The 18,341-nt window shown below is 30.8% G+C and carries 17 protein-coding genes; 5 read left to right on the plus strand and 12 right to left on the minus strand.

Annotated features, from left to right (window positions below; translation table 11 throughout):
• Nucleotides 1–361: 361 nt before the first annotated feature.
• The 4 genes from L987_RS00170 to hemE all read right to left on the minus strand — a co-directional run bounded on the left by L987_RS00170 (nucleotide 362) and on the right by hemE (nucleotide 4,543).
• Entirely contained in the window at nucleotides 362–919 is a 558-nt protein-coding gene (locus tag L987_RS00170; RefSeq protein ID WP_011302822.1) for an RBBP9/YdeN family alpha/beta hydrolase, read from the minus strand.
• A 168-nt stretch (nucleotides 920–1,087) separates the two neighbouring features.
• Nucleotides 1,088–2,482, minus strand: coding sequence for a protoporphyrinogen oxidase (hemY, locus tag L987_RS00175; protein WP_047502267.1), 1,395 nt, complete (start codon nucleotides 2,480–2,482; stop codon nucleotides 1,088–1,090).
• Nucleotides 2,483–2,499: 17 nt separating this feature from the next.
• Complete coding sequence (hemH, locus tag L987_RS00180; RefSeq protein ID WP_002482901.1) at nucleotides 2,500–3,423, minus strand: ferrochelatase; 924 nt, start codon at nucleotides 3,421–3,423, stop codon at nucleotides 2,500–2,502.
• A gap of 85 nt (nucleotides 3,424–3,508) precedes the next feature.
• On the minus strand, nucleotides 3,509–4,543 hold the full coding sequence (gene hemE / locus L987_RS00185) for a uroporphyrinogen decarboxylase (RefSeq protein WP_011302820.1): 1,035 nt from the start codon (nucleotides 4,541–4,543) through the stop codon (nucleotides 3,509–3,511).
• Nucleotides 4,544–4,804: 261 nt separating this feature from the next.
• Here hemE and L987_RS00190 point away from each other — a divergent pair, with 261 nt between their 5' ends.
• Nucleotides 4,805–5,308, plus strand: a complete 504-nt coding sequence (locus L987_RS00190) for an antibiotic biosynthesis monooxygenase (protein WP_002482899.1) — start codon at nucleotides 4,805–4,807, stop codon at nucleotides 5,306–5,308.
• 62 nt (nucleotides 5,309–5,370) lie between these two features.
• On the opposite strand, the gene ecsB is transcribed toward L987_RS00190, so the two are convergent.
• Both ecsB and ecsA read right to left on the minus strand, forming a co-directional pair.
• Nucleotides 5,371–6,594, minus strand: a complete 1,224-nt coding sequence (gene ecsB / locus L987_RS00195; RefSeq protein ID WP_011302819.1) for an ABC transporter permease EcsB — start codon at nucleotides 6,592–6,594, stop codon at nucleotides 5,371–5,373.
• Nucleotides 6,591–7,328 (minus strand): ABC transporter ATP-binding protein EcsA, encoded by a 738-nt coding sequence (gene ecsA / locus L987_RS00200; protein ID WP_002482897.1) that lies wholly within the window; start codon nucleotides 7,326–7,328, stop codon nucleotides 6,591–6,593. The genes ecsB and ecsA overlap by 4 nt, the downstream gene beginning before the upstream one ends.
• A gap of 128 nt (nucleotides 7,329–7,456) precedes the next feature.
• Between ecsA and L987_RS00205 the strand changes: the two genes are divergently transcribed.
• The 4 genes from L987_RS00205 (at nucleotide 7,457) to prsA (ending at nucleotide 10,316) form a co-directional block, all read left to right on the plus strand.
• Complete coding sequence (locus L987_RS00205) at nucleotides 7,457–7,882, plus strand: HIT family protein (RefSeq protein ID WP_002482896.1); 426 nt, start codon at nucleotides 7,457–7,459, stop codon at nucleotides 7,880–7,882.
• Nucleotides 7,883–7,960: 78 nt separating this feature from the next.
• The gene (locus L987_RS00210) at nucleotides 7,961–8,335 is read left to right on the plus strand and encodes a YtxH domain-containing protein (protein ID WP_002482895.1); all 375 of its coding nucleotides are present in this window, start codon (nucleotides 7,961–7,963) and stop codon (nucleotides 8,333–8,335) included.
• A 204-nt stretch (nucleotides 8,336–8,539) separates the two neighbouring features.
• Nucleotides 8,540–9,103 carry a DUF3267 domain-containing protein gene (locus L987_RS00215; protein WP_002482894.1) on the plus strand — a complete coding sequence of 188 codons (564 nt, stop codon included), beginning with the start codon at nucleotides 8,540–8,542 and terminating at the stop codon, nucleotides 9,101–9,103.
• A gap of 220 nt (nucleotides 9,104–9,323) precedes the next feature.
• Complete coding sequence (prsA, locus tag L987_RS00220) at nucleotides 9,324–10,316, plus strand: peptidylprolyl isomerase PrsA (protein ID WP_011302817.1); 993 nt, start codon at nucleotides 9,324–9,326, stop codon at nucleotides 10,314–10,316.
• Between the two features lie 143 nt (nucleotides 10,317–10,459).
• On the opposite strand, the gene yhaM is transcribed toward prsA, so the two are convergent.
• The 6 genes from yhaM to xdrA all read right to left on the minus strand — a co-directional run bounded on the left by yhaM (nucleotide 10,460) and on the right by xdrA (nucleotide 18,192).
• Entirely contained in the window at nucleotides 10,460–11,401 is a 942-nt protein-coding gene (yhaM, locus tag L987_RS00225; protein ID WP_002482892.1) for a 3'-5' exoribonuclease YhaM, read from the minus strand.
• A complete protein-coding gene (locus L987_RS00230) occupies nucleotides 11,401–14,334 on the minus strand; it encodes an ATP-binding protein (protein ID WP_011302816.1) in 2,934 nt (977 codons plus the stop codon). Before L987_RS00230 ends, yhaM begins: the two co-directional genes overlap by 1 nt.
• Before the next feature lies 1 nt (nucleotide 14,335).
• On the minus strand, nucleotides 14,336–15,520 hold the full coding sequence (locus L987_RS00235; RefSeq protein ID WP_047502274.1) for a metallophosphoesterase family protein: 1,185 nt from the start codon (nucleotides 15,518–15,520) through the stop codon (nucleotides 14,336–14,338).
• A gap of 416 nt (nucleotides 15,521–15,936) precedes the next feature.
• Entirely contained in the window at nucleotides 15,937–16,281 is a 345-nt protein-coding gene (locus tag L987_RS00240; protein ID WP_002482889.1) for a YlbF/YmcA family competence regulator, read from the minus strand.
• Nucleotides 16,282–16,349: 68 nt separating this feature from the next.
• On the minus strand, nucleotides 16,350–17,480 hold the full coding sequence (locus L987_RS00245; protein ID WP_047502277.1) for a DUF445 domain-containing protein: 1,131 nt from the start codon (nucleotides 17,478–17,480) through the stop codon (nucleotides 16,350–16,352).
• A gap of 247 nt (nucleotides 17,481–17,727) precedes the next feature.
• A complete protein-coding gene (gene xdrA, locus L987_RS00250; protein ID WP_002482887.1) occupies nucleotides 17,728–18,192 on the minus strand; it encodes an XRE family transcriptional regulator XdrA in 465 nt (154 codons plus the stop codon).
• Nucleotides 18,193–18,341: the final 149 nt, after the last annotated feature.

Raw genomic sequence — 18,341 nt, forward strand, 5'->3', positions numbered from 1 at the left:
ATAATAATATTTATGACTCCTACCCAATTAGTATATCATAAACATTTACTTAATGTCAACGTTTTTTAAAATTAATTAACATTAACTTAATTCGAAATTAAAATTCAAATGCGATAATTGATGTTTGCACATCTCGTATCAATTAGGACTTACTCAGTATATAAATTTTTCACATGATAGTCAATGGATTCCAGAAATTATTTTGTGTAAAAATGGAATATAACTATAATATTTTATATTTTGTTTCTTATTTATACAAAAACCTATCACCCTTTATGATTGATACATCAAACAAAGCTTTTTACTAATTAATTTATCCTCCCATTTCTCCACTATAAATCTATAACAATAATAATTTCGATTACTCACTCATAATGCCTTGCATTTTACTTTGTAGCTGTGTAAATGTCGTGAAACCATCATCTTCCATAAAATGACCGCCAAATTCAGTTACTTTACATGTCCCTCCAAGCGTATCCATTAATCTTTTTGTTTCTTTGTAAGACACATAGGAATCATTTTTGGCACATAGACCATAAAATGCCTCTACTTTTTGTTTAACGTTTTCGTAATCTATATGAAAGTCTTCAATTTGATTGGTTTCAACAAATGGTATGACATCCTCCATGAATCCAGAAATACTAAATAATCCTTGTATAGTATTAATTTGTGATTTCTCTATAAACTTTAAAGCTGCGAGTGTTCCAAAACCATGCGTTACAAAAAACGTTTCATACTTAGTAACACAAATTTGATTTTTCATGTTACTCATCCAAGTATCAATATGATCATTTTCATCAACCGGCAAGTTAAATAAAGTTACATTATAACCTTCTAGCATGAGGTTACTGGCTAACCATTCATACCAATGATTTGATGCATCACCTTGTTTTGAATGTACTATAATTATATCCGTCATATAAATCCCCCATTAAAAATAACTTTCTAATATATATATCATTTTATCATTTATATAGCATGTCATCGTTTTTAATGCTACATAAATAATATCAATTAAAAAACGAGGCAGAAACCAAAATTGTATTTGATTTCAAATCCTCGCTCCGTATCTTTACTCGCATATACTCTATAATTCATTTAATAATTCTGATACCGCATTTTTACCTTGTAAAATACAGTCTGGCAGGCCAACCGCTTCAAATGAAGCACCGGCTATTCTTAACCTAGGATAATTATGTTTAATATGCGCTTGAATCGCAGATATGTTATCCATATGATCCACACGATATTGCGGCATACTATTAGGTAAACGATTCACAATACTGAAATCTGGTGCGCCTTTAAAAGTCATCATTTGTGTTAAATCTCGTTTAACAATATCTACAAGTTCTTCATCTGAATGATCTTTCACAACCGTATCACCTGGTTTACCAACATAAGCACGTATCAGCACCTTACCTTCTGGTGTAGTAAAAGGCCATTTTTTACTTGTCCATGTACATGCTGTGATATCGGTTTGGCTCGTTCTTGCAATCACGAAACCCGTACCGTCATAGGTATTTTCAATATGCTGTTCATCAAATGCTAGTACAACAGTTGCAACGGTTGTAGATGGCATTGTTTTGAAATAATCAAGGGCTGGATCATTACCAAACCATTTCATAAAGGTTTGATGTGGTGTGGTAACAAGGACACTGTCGTAGATATTTTTTTCATCATCTACAACAAGCTCATAATTCGTTTGTGAGATGACGATATCATCTATAGGTGTATTAAATCTGATTTTTACACCTTGGTTTACGACATAATCAGTTAATTTTTCAATAAAAGAAGTCAGCCCATGCCTAAATTGTTTAAATTGGCCTTTTGGTGCTCCTGGATATAATTGTCGTTGTTTTTGACGTTGCATTTTTTCGTATCGCATACCTTTAATTAAACTACCAAACTGTTCTTCTCTTTCTTTAAACTCCGGAAAAGTAGACATTAAACTTAATTCATCAATGTTTGTACCATAAATACCACCCATTAAAGGTTCAATTAAATTTTCTAAGACTTCATCTCCTAGACGTTCACGAAAGAATGACCCAACAGAAATATCGCGTTCTATTTGAATAGGCTTTTTAAATAAATCTAAACCAGCACGTAATTTACCTTTAGGCGAAATCAATTTTGTTTTAATAAAAGGTTTAAGGTTAGTTGGCACACCTAAGATAGATCCCCCTGGAATAGGAAACAGTTTATTTTTAGCATAAATATAAGATTGTCCTGTTTGATTAGTGATAAGTTCATCTGCTAATCCAATATCTTTAGCAATGTCTGTCATAATCTGTTTGCGTCCTAGATAAGATTCTGGACCTAATTCAATCGTATAACCATCTTGTCGATAGGTTTGAATCTTACCGCCAGTTCGATTAGTCGCTTCATATATCGTCACATCTATATCTGGTCGTTGTTTTTTTATAAAATATGCACTAGATAAACCTGTGATACCAGCTCCGATAATAGCAATACTTTTAGTCAAAATAAGTCACGCTTCCTTTAATAAACATTTTTTATCTCTTCAACAATTGCGCCAATAAATAGCGGATCAGTATCTGGCATTTTTGGACGATGATAATGTACACCTAATTCATCACAAATCACTTTACATTCATAATCGTTATCATAGAGTACTTCTAAATGTTCACAAACAAAACCCACTGGGGTATAGATAAAGTGTTCATATTTATGTTCATTGTATAACGCTCGAGTTAAATCTTGAACATCAGGTCCTAACCAAGGTGTACCCGTATTCCCTTCAGATTGCCATCCTTCAGCTACATGTATAATATTTGAATGTTGTTCTAATAACTGAGCAGTTTCATGTAACTCATTAGGATAAGGATCGTTATTTTTCTCAATTAAGCCTTTTGGCAAACTATGAGCTGAAACAACAAGAACTGTTTTGTCATGTTCATCTTGTGGAATATCTGCTAATGTTTCATTGATTTTCTCTGTCCAATATTGAATGAATTTAGGTTGTTGATAGTAATGTTCAACATGTTTAAACGTGATGCCGTATTTATCTGCTTCTTTTTGTGCACGTGTATTGTAAGAGCCAACTGAAAAGCTAGAATAATGTGGTGCTAATACAACTGTAACAGCTTCATCTATACCGTCTTCATGCATTGATTGTACAGCGTCTTCAATAAATGGGTGAATGTGTTTTAAACCGATATATAGTTTAAATTCAACGTCGTCATAGGCTTGATTGAGCGCATCACGAAGTGACTCTGCTTGTCTATTTGTCGTTCCTGCTAACGGAGATAAACCACCAATAAATTGATATCTATCTTTTAAATCTTGTAGTTCCGCTTCAGTAGGTTTTTTCCCATGTCTAATATCTGTATAATAAGCTTCTATATCGCTTTCTTTATATGGTGTTCCATAAGCCATAACCAATAAGCCTATTGTTTTTGTCATTTTAAGATCATCCTTTTGTATCATAATTTTTAGATGCATATGCCATAATTATTTGTAATTCGTGATAGTCAAAATTTATGTCGTACTATCTCTGTGTGTAGTCATGTACAAATGTAGTCACACGTTTTAATGTTTCGGGCTTCACCTCTGGAAATACGCCATGACCTAAATTGAAAATATGTTTGCCATGCGCTATCCCTTGGTCTAATATTGCTTTCAGCCTTTCTTCTATTACATCCCATGGTGCCAATAATAGAGATGGATCTAAATTCCCTTGCAATGTCTTATCAATGTTCATTGAACTAGCTTCTTTAATTGATAGCCTCCAATCCAATCCCAATACATCTATAGGTAATGTGTTCCATTCATCTGCTAAATGGCTAGCACCAACTCCAAATAGAATAACAGGTACATTATACTTCTCCTTAATACCGCTTATCAATTTATTCATCGCAGGTTTAATATAATAGCGATAATCTTGAACGTTCAATGCACCCACCCAAGAATCGAATACTTGGATAATTTGTGCACCTGCCTCTATTTGTGCAGAAGTATAAGTTATAGACATTTCAACTAAGTGATCCATTAATGCAAACCATGTCGCTTCATCACTATACATCATTGCTTTTGTAAAGTTATAGTTCTTAGAAGGACCACCTTCAATCATATAACTTGCAAGTGTAAATGGCGCACCAGTAAATCCAATCAATGGCACATTCAACTTTTCTTCAGTTAATAATTTAATCGTATCTAACACATAAGGTACATCTCTCTTTGGATCAATGTGTCCTAATTTTTCAACATCCTGTATCGTTTTAATTGGATTATGAATCACTGGACCTATACCAGATTTAATTTCTACATCCACACCTATTGGCTGTAGAGGTGTCATGATATCTTTATAAAGTACCGCTGCATCTGTATTATAGTTATCTACAGGCAGATGTGTTACATACGCACACAGTTCTGCTTGGTGTGTAATTTCAAATAATGAATACTTTTCTTTTAATCTTCTATATTCTGGCTGAGACCTGCCAGCTTGACGCATAAACCAAACTGGTGTGTGCGAAACCGACTCGCCTTTTATCATATTTAGGATCGTATTGTTTTTATTATGCACCTTTTAATCCTCCTAGATTATAATCATTCTTGTCTATAATACCATATTGCTTAATTACGCGTGTTTTATTGTTCTAAAATGTCATAAAAAAGACAAACAGTCTCATTTTAACAGCTTAATTATTTGACTATTGTTTTATAATAAAAATCAATTATAATGTTATCAAAGCCTATTTTATATTTATTTGAAAAAGTAGATATTTTTATAGTAAAGTGAAATAGTTAATTATACTTTCATATACCAAGCAAGGGGGACAATCTTATGAAAATTTATGCATCTTATGGAACGTTTGGTTACTTAAACCAGATTAGGCTAAATAATCCTGACCATAACTTATTACAATTTTCAGCGTCTGATTCTTCAGTCATTCTTGAAGAAACTGACCAAACTTCTGTATTAAAACAACCTTTAGTCTATGATGTACTTAAAGCTGAGGGAGATTTAAATGAAAATTATTTTTATTCGGTCATATTTGTACCTACATCAGAAGATCATGCTTATCAACTAGAAAAAAGATTAGAAAATATTACTGCTGACTTTAAACAATTTGCGGGTTATCGAAGCTATCGTTTCTTAAAACCTGATCAAGGTTTAACTTATAAGATTTACTTTGGCTTTGAAAGTAGAACGGCTTATGAAGACTTTAAAGCATCATCTATTTTCAAAGATAATTTTGATAAATTAGCATTAAGTCAATTCTTTGGTTCTAGTGGCCAACATTCTAGTTATTTCGAAAGATATTTATTCCCTATCGATGATAATTGATTTAATGTAATGAACTTAAAAACACTGTTTATGTCAAAGCAAATGACATAAACAGTGTTTTTTTAATCTCGCAATAACGTTTCTTGATATTTTAATTTTTTAATTACATTTCTAATTGTTAACCAACCCACTATTAAGAATAATAAGCCAAAATAACTGTATAATGGGAAAGATATCGCATATACGATAATAAATAAAATGCCTATCATAAACATTAATCTATATAAAAATTGTTCATAACCTTTAATCACTTTTGATTCTGGTGTTGGCCAAACTTGTGGCCATAAACCATATGCCTGTTGTGTATAAAATTGTGCCATTTGAAGCAAGATAATATACATAAACAAACTTCCTATGATCAAAGTGATTACGGGTTGATGCAACCAAAACATAAGAATGAGCGCAATAATAACTAACCTTAATATTATATTAAAAACATCTTTCCCTCTTGCGAAGCTCCTAACGAATAAATATAAATACATATAATTCTCATTGAATTTCTTAAACTTAGGAGTTCGTAAAATAGGATCCAAATAACTTCGTCGAACCGCTGTTTCTTTAAGGTGTTTGACATCTGTAAACATATTTACAAATTTATAGTAATTCATATGATGTTGTTGCTCTGACTTAATCATTCTTTCCCAAGGAAACAATTGATGCTTATTTTGATATTGAAGTAGTAGTGTTAAGCCTATAATAATTAGTATCGAAGTGATACTTGCAAATGATTTGGCATCTAATGTCACATAATAGCCTGATGCAAATACAATAAAAAGTAATGTATGCAATGACCAACTTTCCAATTTATACGTGTACCATTGCCATTTTAATAATAAGCCTACAAATGGCATGATTAACATTAATAATGCAAATAATATATAAAAGCCAAATGTCTGGTCATTAATCACATAAAACAATGGAAATAATACAATCATAATAACAACTTGTAAGCCAATACGTGAAACATAGCTATAAATCAAACTTTGCTTAATATAGTGATTCATATTGCTTTCGAATGGCAATAAAAATAATTTATCTGCATCTTTAAGCAACGTACGTAATGGAAACATTGACGTTATTGAAACGAATATACTAACAATAAGTGAATAATTAATATGTTTCGGTATTGATTTAAGCCAATCACCGTAGCCTAATATAAATGCACCTAACATAATAACTAAAAACAAAGAAAAATGACCATTAAAAATAAATTTATTATAATATTGTTTTTCTTTACTTATTTCACGTTTTCTAGTTTTAAATAATTGTTCTGCATCTCGTGTCATGAATTTTGGCCACCTTGCGTGACATGGATATAGATTTCATCTAATGTCTTACCTTTTAGCCCTGTTTGAGCACGCAACTCTTCCAAGTTTCCAAAAGCAACTATTTCTCCTTCATCCATGATTAAAAATCTATCACAATAACGCTCTGCAGTTGCTAGTATATGTGTACTCATCAGCACTGTACGACCTTCTTGCTTTTTTTCCACCATCAAATCTAACATAGATTGAATACCTAACGGATCTAAACCAAGAAATGGTTCATCGATAATATATAGTTCAGGATTAACTATAAATGCGCATATAATCATCACTTTTTGTTTCATACCTTTAGAAAAGTGACTTGGAAAAATATTTAATTCATCTTCTAAACGAAACGTTTTTAATAATGGACGCGCACGTTCCATAGCAACTTCTCTGCTAATATTATATGCCATTGCTGTCATATAAATATGTTCTTGTAAAGTTAGTTCTTCATAAATAACTGGTGATTCTGGTATATACGATAACTTTCTTCTATATGTTTCAACATCTTGCTTTATATTTATATCAGAAATAGACAAGTTACCTTCCATAGGTGTTAACAATCCAAGCATATGCTTAATCGTTGTACTCTTACCTGCCCCATTTAATCCTATAAGTCCCACAATTTCACCTTGTGTTAATTCAAAATTTATATTTTTAATTACAGGTCGTTTTCCATAACCACCTGTTAAATGTTCTACTTTTACTGTCATATAGCACCTCCACAAAATATATTGTATCAAAAATCTTTAATTAGTCATAAATTTACTGCAAAAACTGACGTAAATAATACAGTAATGCTATAATAGGCAATAACAATCTTACAAGGAGTGAAGATTTTATGTCAGAAACAATCTTTAGTAAAATTATAGATGGTGAAATACCAAGTCATAAAGTATATGAAGATGAATATGTCTATGCATTTTTAGATATATCACAAGTTACCAAGGGTCATACACTTTTAATCCCTAAAAAAGCATCTGCTAATATTTTTGAAACTGACAGTGAAACAATGAAACATATTGGTGTCGCACTGCCAAAAGTTGCTAACGCTATTAAAACAGCTTTTAACCCAGATGGACTCAATATTATACAGAATAATGGTGAATTTGCCGATCAATCTGTCTTTCATCTTCATTTCCATTTACTACCAAGATATGAAAATGATGTCGATGGTTTTGGCTATAAATGGGAAACACACGAAGAAAGTATCGACGATGAACAAAAGGCTGAAATTGCACAAGAAATAGCCGCTCAATTCGATTAATCATGCTTACCTTATTACATATGGGGTATATAAAAAATATTAACGGATGAGATACTACTAGAAATGAGGAGAATTTTTATGAAAACAGCTCAAATATTATTAGGCCTAGGCGCTGGCGTTGCAACTGGCCTCGGTGTAGCTTTAATGAATCGTGATAAAAAAGATTCTAGCCTAAATACTGCACGTGCTAAAAAACCAACTGGTGCTGAATCAGAAGTAGATAGAGAAATAAACACAATTAAGCAAAGTGTGAATGACATAGCCAACTATATTTCACAAATCAAAACTGAAAGTACTGAATTCGGTAGTTCTATCGGTGACGAAGTAAAAACGATGATTGGTGATTTCAAATCTGATATCAATCCAAATATTGAGAATTTGCAATCACATATTGAAAACCTTCAAAACCGTGGTGAAGAAATTTCAAAAGCATTTGATAAAGATGAAAAATAACCACTAATTAAAGTATCAATTATTGAACTGTTATCTAACATTTAAACTAATGCTAGATAACAGTTTTTTAATTGAAAATACTTTTATGCATGCTATAAACTTAACTACTCAAATGATGGAATATATCTTGACGTTTCACATATTAAGATAGATAATACATAAGCATATATCATATGACTTTAGTTTAAGAGGAGTGAATAAACAATGTATCTCTGTACAAGACAAATCGATATCAATGCTCGATTTGGATTACCAAGGATTGCATTTCTAAGTTTAGTTACAACCATTATTACATTTCTCCTTGCTTATGAAATACTCTATTTTTTTTCTAACACAAAACTAACTGATCAATATTTTTTAATCTTTTTACTACTCGTGGTTATTTTGTACCCTATCCACAAAGCCATTCACCTCATATTTTTTATTCCATATTATAAATCGTTTAAAAAATATAAATTGTTACGGCATAAAAAAATACCATTTTATAATACGTATGTGAACACACCAGTAAATAAGTATTATTTTTGTTTTGATTTAATAACACCAGTTATAATCATCACTGTAATTTGTGCTTATTTCAGTACATTGTTTCCACAATACGGTCATTATCTGATGTTTTTAATTGCTTTAAATATGGGTTATTCAGTTATGGATTTTCTATATTTAAAAATCATTTTATTTTCAAATGAAGGTGATTATATAGAAGAACATCAAACAGGTATTAATATATTAAATAAAGTTAATACGCATTATGAGAAAAAAGTATAGTCTTGTTTCATAACGATTTACTTGTATGCATAGATAAATATTACAGAGGTGAACATAAGTAATCTAACAATAGGTTACGATGTCACCTCTTTTTTGATTAAGTTATATCAAAAGTCACAAAACACTAATACTATAGTTGTAGAAATTATGTTTCTAATTGGTGAATAATCAATAATATGTTATATTTACGTTGTTATTCTTACAAAAGGAGTTTCCAACTATGAAAACATTTAAAAAAGTTTTACTTCCTGTTACAGCTAGTGCATTGTTATTAGGCGCATGTGGTAACAGTGCAACAGATTCAAAAGAAGATACAATTATTTCTTCAAAAGCTGGCGACGTTAAAGTCGAAGATGTTATGAACAAGATGGGTGATGAGCAAATTGCTAATACATCATTCTCAATCATGTTAAACAAATTGCTTGCTGATAAATATAAAGACGATGTAAATACAAAAGATATTGATAAAGAAGTTGAAAAAGAACAAAAACAATATGGTGGCAAAGATCAATTTGAAAGTATGTTAAAACAACAAAAAATGTCTATAGGCGATTATAAAGAACAGAAAAAATTACAAGCTTATCAAAAAGAACTACTTAATGATAAAGTGAGTATGTCTGACAAAGAAATTAAAGAAAATACCAAAAAAGGCTCTCACATTCTAATTAAAGTTAAAGAAAATAAAGATGATAAAGAAGGCTTATCTGATAAAGAAGCTAAAGCAAAAGCTGAAAAAATCCAAAAAGAAGTTGAAAAACACCCAGATAAATTTGGAGAAATTGCTAAAAAAGAATCAATGGATAAAGCCTCTGCTAAAAAAGATGGTAGCTTAGGTTATGTCGTCAAAGGTCAAATGGAAGACAAATTTGAAAAAGCATTATTCAAACTTAAAGAAGGTAAAGTATCTGACGTAGTTAAAACAGATTACGGTTACCATATTATCAAAGCAGATAAAGAAAATGACTTTGATAAAGAAAAAGGCAAATTAAAAGCACAATTAATTCAAACTAAAATTCAAAAAGATCCTAAGCTTTTAACTGACGCTTATAAAGAATTATTAGATGAATATAAAGTTGATTATAAAGATAGAGATATTAAAAAAGCGATTGAAGACTCAATATTAGATCCAGAAAAAATCAAACAACAGCAGCAACAACAACAGCAACAACAATCTATGCAACAAAGTGGTGCTGGCATGTCAACTGGACAATAATTTCATAAATGAATCAAGTGGTATAGAAACCTATTCAATTAGATTTCTATACCACTTTTTTCGAAAATGAAAAAGGTTCGAGAACATCCACAAATTTCTCGAACCTTTTAATATTATATATCCAACCTAAAAGACCTTCATTATTAATCTAGCGATTTAGGATTGTAAAATTGTCTACCATCTAATCCAAAAATACGTTCTGTAAATTGACCTTTATCAGTTTTCTTATAAGCTTTTTCAAACATATTCATTTTCGCATCTATATTATCAATGAAGAATAATATTTCTGCCTCTTTCATATGAGGTAATTTCGGCGAACCAAATTCCATTTTACCATGATGCGCTAAAATCATGTGGCGTAGCAATAACACTTCTTCACCTTCAAGATTCAGCTCTCTTGCCGCTTCTGCGACTTCATCACTAGCAATTGAAATATGCCCTAATAAATTACCTTCGACAGTATAGGAAGTAGCTACTGGACCACTTAATTCTCTAACTTTGCCTAAATCATGCAAAATAATTGCGCTATATAACAAACTGCGATTTAACAATGGATAAATATCACAAATTGATTTTGCAACACGTAGCATTGTTAACACATGATAGCTTAAACCACTCGCAAAATTATGATGATGTGTACTAGCTGCTGGAAAAGTAAAAAACGCTTCTTGATGCTTACGTATCAAATGTCTCGTAATACGTTGTAACGTTGCATTTTCAATGTCCAACATATAATGCGATATTTCCTCTTGAATTTCATCTGGAGTAAGCGGCGCCCCATCAACAAAATCTTGCGTTTTCATATTATCATCTGGTGTAGCTAATTTTATCTTGTTTATCTTCATTTGCTTACGACCACGATAATTAATTACATCACCAGTAACATGTACGATTTTCTCAGGTTCTAATATTTTCATATCTTCTTTACTCACAGTCCACAATTTGGCTTCTATATCGCCACTTTTATCTTGTAAGTATAGTGTCATATAGTCCTTACCTTGAGCAGTAACACCTTGTGTCGCTTTATGGATTAAGAAAAAATGATCTACTGAATCACCTGGATTTAATTTTTCTACATTTCTCATTATTTACCGCCTTCCTGAATTTTATCTAAAGTAATAATTTGTTTTGAATGCACACTATTATCTTTCACACATGTAAAGTATAGGATTTGATAACTGTTAGGCATTTGTCTCAAATAATTCATCATGATTTCTTTTCTTTGCTTATCAAAATGAACAAACGCATCGTCTATGATAATTGGGAACGGATAATATGGCTTTAATGTTTTAATTAAACTTAAACGCAATGCAATGTATAAGATTTCTTTTGTTGATTGGCTTAATTCTACGGGTTCATACATTTGACCATTAACTTGTTTAACCATTAAATTATCATTTGCATACGTAACTTGAACATAATGACCATTTGTTAAATGCGCAAAGATATCTGTTGCTTCATTTATCACTTGTGGTAAACGTTTATCTTTAATTTGTTTAATATGTCCTTCTACCAATGCTTGTAAATAACTTAAACTTGCCCAATCTTTCGCTTCAGCATTCACTTTATTTTTCAATATGTGGAATCTATGTCTTAAATCAGCTAAAGTCTTATCTGTTTCCATATCTGTGATTTTGGCATTTAAGTCACTTACTTCAGATTGCATTTCTAAATACTGATCATTATACTCATCAACTTGACGTGCTAATACTTCATCTTCGTTAGTAAGTTGTGCAGATGTTTTCGCACTTAAACTTGAACTTGTATCATAATTATAATTTTGATTTTCCAGATATTTTGATAAGTCATTAAATCTCGACATATTTTGATGATAATTTTGATATTGAACATGATGTTGATAATATGATTCTTCATCGTTAACATTAACAAAATTGAATAATTGGTCAATCACACGGCTATTTTCATTTAATCTACTATTCAGTTGTGAAACTTCACTTTCAATTAATTTGATTTGTTCATCATTACGTGTCCATTTTTCCAAATTACTTGTTTCTTCTTTAAGCCATTGTCTTATATCGTGGAATAGCGATAATTCATTAAAATACGTAAATTGGTTTTTAGTTACTTCTTGCGCATGTTCGTAAAAATCATTTAATTGTTGTTTTAAGGCTTGTACCTGCGTTTGCAAATCATCGATATGCTTTTCATGTGTTTTAATTTTATTCATTGTTCCAATACTATCTACGATTAATTCATCTGACATTTTATCAGATAAATATAAATCAGCTTTCACTTTATCAATGTTTTGTTGCGCATTTTGATATTGTTCCTTTGCCTGAGTTAAAGTATTGGTTAAGTATTCAGCTTTCTTATCTATTGCTTCTTTTGTTTTGATTGTTGTTTGTAGCTGTTCTCGTACTCTGTACTGATCATCCAAGTCGAAGTCAAGATCATAGTTATCTTCAAGTTGTGTTACTTGCTGTTGCAAATCTTCAATTTCTTTAGAGAAAGATTCACTATGTCCGACCTCTTTCGTTTTAACAAAGAATATACCGACAATAAATACGACTGATAGAATAGCAAATATAATCCCGAAAATGATATTCGCAGATACAAATGAGAAGACTGTCAGTCCAATGCCAATAATAGCCAATATAATTAAACTTATTCGCATTAAATTTTGTTTCTTCTCATTCTCTCTTTGCTCTTTATCAAATGTTTCTTTCATTTTTTGATAAAGATTGTTTTTCTCTTGAAGCTCAAACACTTGTCTATTATATTGTTTTTTCTTTTCAAAGTTCTCTTCTGGAACAATATCTGCTTCAAGCGCATTCATTTCTGCGTGATTTGTATCATTATCAATTTTATTTTCTTCAATATTACGTTCGAGTTGTTGGATATAAGCCATTTGTTCTTGTTTATCTTTTATTTGATTACTGACATGACTCTTCATAGCTTCTGAACCATCGACTTCATGATGAACAGTTTGCCATCCAATGTTTGACTTCAAGCCTTCTTTTTCACGTTCTTTATCTTGTATTTCTTTATCTAACGCCTTAACTTCATATTCTTTTTGTTTTATTTCATTTTCTTGTTGATGTAAATGATTAAATGCATCAATGTCACTTTGCCTTGGTACTGTTATTTTTTCATTTTCGGCTTTAAGATGTGCTAATCGTTCTGTTCTTAAACTGATATCACGCTTTAAATTTTGAGTTTGTAACTTTGCCGATTCATAACGATCTATACCTTGTTCTGGAAAAACAACAGGCTCTATATTCAATTGGGTTTCCAATTGTTTCCACTCTTGAGTCTGTTCAAGTAAAGCGAGTTCTTTTTGTTTACGTTCATGCATTTTAGATAGCTGTGCTAAATTTTGTTTTAAATTATTAAGTCGTCTTTCTGCTTTATCTTTATCATCTACTAATCGCTTATAAGAAGTTAATTTTGCTTCTTCTTCACGAATTTGGCCTTCTAATTCTTTCAGTTGTTCTATTTGTTGATTGATAATTGGATTGCGACCATTTTTTTTATAAAGTTCTTCCTTTTTAGTATTTAATACCTCACGCATAGTCGTAAATTCAGTAGAGCCTAAAGCACCAGCTTGTAAAAGATAATTTTGTAATTGTGTTTCATCCATATTTTTATGAATATCTTGCAAACCTAAAACATCGAATGAAAAAATCCCTTGATACGTACGTTTCGAGATAAAATTCAGTTCTTTTTTTAACCAACTTTCATCTTTAATGCTACCATTAGGCAAATAAACTTTCACATCACCAGTCGCACTGCCTTTAATACGTTCTACTTCGACAAGCGAGCCGTCATCTTGAATTAATGTTAATTTACCACCGTATTGATTACCTAATCTTGGTTCTAAACGTGGTTCGTTCTCTTTTTTTGTAGGAAATCCAAAGAGAATTGAATGAATAAATGCTTGTATTGTAGATTTACCCGTTTCATTTTCACCATAAATCTGAGTAAATGATTCGTCAAATTCAATTTTTCTTTCAATAAATCTACCGTATCCATAAATCTCTAATGATTTGATTTTCATATTATTCACCCCCCATATCTGACTTCAATAATTCTTCAGCATGTTCAATTAATGCTCTTCTATCGAAATCACTATAATTTTCTAGATATTTAGACGCTTTGGGATTTAAATACAAATCATTCATAGCACCGTCATAAACAGTTGTATCATCTATTAATTCAGGCGAGAATTCTTTAACTAATGTATTTTGATCTTCATATTTGTTTTTAATTGAGAGTTGTTCTACAAATACAAAATCATGCTCATTTTCTTCAAAATCACTTATCATTTCATGTACTTGCAAAATATCTTGTTCAGATATCAATTGATCTGAATTTACAACAACATTCAATTGATAGATGGCTTTTCCATTTTTTCTCACTTGTGATTTAAAAGATTGAATGTCATCAAAAAGACCTTGCTTCGATGTTTTATCTGATTCTATAGTTGCTTTTTCAAATCTTATAAATTGAGTAGGAACAAATTGCGCGTTGAGTTTTAAATCGTCCCCTTCAACTAACAAGCATCCTTTTTCACCCAGCTCTTTAAAATGTCTGCCTTGAATGTTACCAGGATAATGAATTTGTGGCATATCACTCAGTTGTTGACGCTCATGAATGTGGCCTAAAGCCCAATAGTGATATAACTTATTATTTAAGTCTTCTAGTCTGAATTCAGTATATCGATCATTGGTATTTGATTTGCTATATGTACCATGCAAGATACCAATATGTATGCCTTTTTGACCTTGACTTGAAGGATATGCATCTAATTTATTTTCATAACTTGCATCATTTTGATAACTAAAACCATGCAAATAAATCTCTTCGCCATTTTTAGTGATTGTTTGATAAGTTTCAACATTTTCAGAGAAAACGGAAACATTATCTGGCCATACTGTGCCAATACTTGCTGATAATGGATCATGATTCCCGTGACATAAATAAACAAATATTTGTTCTCTCTTTAATCGTTCAAACTGTTCCTTTAAGAACACCTCTGCACGTAGCGTGCGGTTATGTTGATCAAATAAATCACCAGAAATAATCATAAAATCTATTTCTTCATTTAATGCTAAATCTACTATTTTTTTAAAACTTTCGTAAGCACTTTTTTGCATATCATCAAAAATAGACTGACTAAGATAACTTCTAGATTTAAAAGGACTATCTAAGTGTAAGTCAGCGCAATGAATAAATTTCACCATACAGTATAGTTCTCCTTTATTGAAAGGTTTATTTGTACTTATGCATATACCACAATTAATTAACATCTAAGTTATTTCTGTCACTTGTTAAATTGTATGCATAACAATCCCTTTTATCTCTATATTTTACCATATTGTTTATTCACCAGTCGATAAAACTAAGCGAGCAATCACTTTGTTTCTCTAATATCTACCTTATTAGTAAAAATCCCTTTCAATCAGTAGCCAAAATATAATCAATCTATATATTCACAAAAAAATAGACCAAGACAAATATATGTCTCGATCTATTTAACCATATAGGTCGCATCGGTATTGAACTACTACAAAATCAAATTTATAAAAGATAGGATTACTGTTTTATTCTTTAACCGACTATATTATTTAAATAATATTCATTTACATTCAACTAAAAATTAGTCAGCGTAAATTTCATCTAAAGGTTTAACAATGATTTGGTTGATTTCTTGGAATACTTGGCTCATATTTTGTTCAGCAGCCATTAATTCAGAAATGTTTGAATCATTTTCGATTTTTTGAGCTTGTTCTTGTGCTTTTTGTAGCTCTTCTTCACCGATTTCTTCACCTTGCATTTGTTTTTGTTGGAAACTTAATTGTGTTTCACGGAATTCATCAAATAAATCTTTTGATTCTTGATTTTCTTTAACTTTTGCATAAGCATTTTGAATAGCTTGATATTCATCACTTTCTCTTAATGCTTGTTCTAATTGATTTGCATGATCGTATAAATTTACTGCCACTATGCTTCACTCCTTTTTTGTATATGTGTGAAAACCACATCGATATTACAATAACATAATTTAATATGTTATACAAAAATTGCAATTACACCTTGGAATAAACCGATTATGCCACCGAGTAAAAATCCCAAAAACATGATTAATTTCAATTCTTTATTAGCGATATCAATGATTAATTTTTCAATATAAGCTAAATCAAATGTATTAATTTGTTCTTCTACCATTTGTCTTAAGTTTATTTTTTTCATAATTGGAGATAGATGTTTTGACGCATTATCAATAATTACATCGGTTAACGTCTTAGATACTTTTGTTTCTAAGAATGAAATAAAGCTTGGCATAATGGTATGCAATGGTTTATGTGAAGTTTGTTCTAAGTCCACATATCTTAATGCTAATTCTGTCACTGATGTTTTAAAAGCTTGATATTGCGTTTCATTTATCAATTCATTCAACTGTTTCGATTTCATTGTTGCATATTCATTTTCAATAATCTGCGTAGCAATTGCTTTTGCTTTAGGATGACTCGTTAATCTAATGAGTTCATGCTGTATTCGCTCTGCAATGCTTTCTTTTGTCATGAACATTTGTAACATACCAACAATTTTTCCTTTTTCGTTGAAGAATGTATCTAACATAGAAGCAATATCTGCCCCACCTTTTTCTGATTTCAAGTATACGCGTGCTCTATCAAATAACAACTCAGGAAGTAGCGCAACTTTATCATCTATACTACTTTCAATGTCATTAGGAATAAGTTGCTGGATTGGCGTATTTTGATAATCTAAATAAAAGTTATCCATTTTATCTGAAATTAATTCATCTAATTTTTGATTTGCTGTTTTAGAAAAATCAATATCTACAATGTCTGCTAATGATTGTATTGTCGTATGATTCTCTTTCAATTTAGCGATTTGCTTAAATATAATCTCTTCAATTGCATCTCTAGAAGTTGGTGCATTTAACTTAGCTTGAATAACTTCTTCTGTAAGTAAGTGTTCTTCAACGACTTGACCAATTTTATCCGCAATTTCTTTTCTTCTTTTAGGTATTAATCCAGGAGTGAAAGGCACTCTCTTTTTGAAAATATAATATGTTTTAAACGGGTGAAACAACATTTTAACAGCAATGACATTGGTTACCCCACCAATCAGTGCGCCTATAACCATCATAAAGATGATAACTAAAAATGTCTGCATGTGTATGACTCCTTTGTTTGCTTAAATAAATTTCAAATTTTCTTATAATCATTTTTACATTGTATAACATATAACGATTCATTGTGTAGAAAAACATTCCAACATTTTACTTATAAAATAAAAAAAGACCTAAATCTATGTTTAGGTCAAGTAGAGGTAGAGTGACTAAATCATTCATATATAATATCACTTCCCATGACTGATAATTATATAAATAATGATTCTTCTATCACTAATTGAATTAATATTATACGTGCATTAATTCTTCTTTAGAAATTCTACCAAAATAAGTTTCAGCTTCTCTTAATTTTGAAGTACCAAATATCGGCTGTGTCTCTTGATTTAGCACACGATAGATATCACTCACTTTGTTACTTTGTAAGATGAAGCCATTACGACTATCAACAGTGTTCCAATAGATATCACTTGTTGTAGAATGGTTAGGATATGCACAATGATTACGAGAAATCGTTTGTACCATTTCTAGAGGATCACATCCAAATGTACTATTTAACACATCTGAATCTCTAAATAATGCACAAATTGACACACATGTTGTCCAGTTAGGTAATACTCTCTCTTTTTCTATTTGTACCAATGTCTTTTTAGAAAGACCTATTGTTTGGGCCATCGTATCTTGCGTATAACCTGCTTCAATACGTACCATTTTAAATTTTGTTTGAATTAAATCTGTGAAACTCTGTCTATCCATTACTTTAATCTACCTTTCATAAAAGAATATTTTATCCGGACACAAGAAATTGCAATAATACACGCTTCTTGAAACACAAATTACATCATAATACAATTTTTAGGAAAATAAAAGAGTGAAATGAAATTTTCATTGTTAATTATCATTGG

Source organism: Staphylococcus sp. ZWU0021 (assembly GCF_000798895.1).
Taxonomy (GTDB): domain Bacteria; phylum Bacillota; class Bacilli; order Staphylococcales; family Staphylococcaceae; genus Staphylococcus; species Staphylococcus saprophyticus.

Excerpts from the sequence above, each read along its gene's own strand:
- L987_RS00170 (WP_011302822.1), bottom strand. The coding sequence starts at position 919 with ATGACGGATATAATTATAGTACATTCAAAACAAGGTGATGCATCAAAT.
- hemH (WP_002482901.1), bottom strand. The coding sequence starts at position 3,423 with ATGACAAAAACAATAGGCTTATTGGTTATGGCTTATGGAACACCATAT.
- L987_RS00190 (WP_002482899.1), top strand. The coding sequence starts at position 4,805 with ATGAAAATTTATGCATCTTATGGAACGTTTGGTTACTTAAACCAGATT.
- ecsB (WP_011302819.1), bottom strand. The coding sequence starts at position 6,594 with ATGACACGAGATGCAGAACAATTATTTAAAACTAGAAAACGTGAAATA.
- ecsA (WP_002482897.1), bottom strand. The coding sequence starts at position 7,328 with ATGACAGTAAAAGTAGAACATTTAACAGGTGGTTATGGAAAACGACCT.
- L987_RS00205 (WP_002482896.1), top strand. The coding sequence starts at position 7,457 with ATGTCAGAAACAATCTTTAGTAAAATTATAGATGGTGAAATACCAAGT.
- L987_RS00210 (WP_002482895.1), top strand. The coding sequence starts at position 7,961 with ATGAAAACAGCTCAAATATTATTAGGCCTAGGCGCTGGCGTTGCAACT.
- L987_RS00215 (WP_002482894.1), top strand. The coding sequence starts at position 8,540 with ATGTATCTCTGTACAAGACAAATCGATATCAATGCTCGATTTGGATTA.
- prsA (WP_011302817.1), top strand. The coding sequence starts at position 9,324 with ATGAAAACATTTAAAAAAGTTTTACTTCCTGTTACAGCTAGTGCATTG.
- yhaM (WP_002482892.1), bottom strand. The coding sequence starts at position 11,401 with ATGAGAAATGTAGAAAAATTAAATCCAGGTGATTCAGTAGATCATTTT.
- L987_RS00230 (WP_011302816.1), bottom strand. The coding sequence starts at position 14,334 with ATGAAAATCAAATCATTAGAGATTTATGGATACGGTAGATTTATTGAA.
- L987_RS00235 (WP_047502274.1), bottom strand. The coding sequence starts at position 15,520 with ATGGTGAAATTTATTCATTGCGCTGACTTACACTTAGATAGTCCTTTT.
- L987_RS00245 (WP_047502277.1), bottom strand. The coding sequence starts at position 17,480 with ATGCAGACATTTTTAGTTATCATCTTTATGATGGTTATAGGCGCACTG.
- xdrA (WP_002482887.1), bottom strand. The coding sequence starts at position 18,192 with ATGGATAGACAGAGTTTCACAGATTTAATTCAAACAAAATTTAAAATG.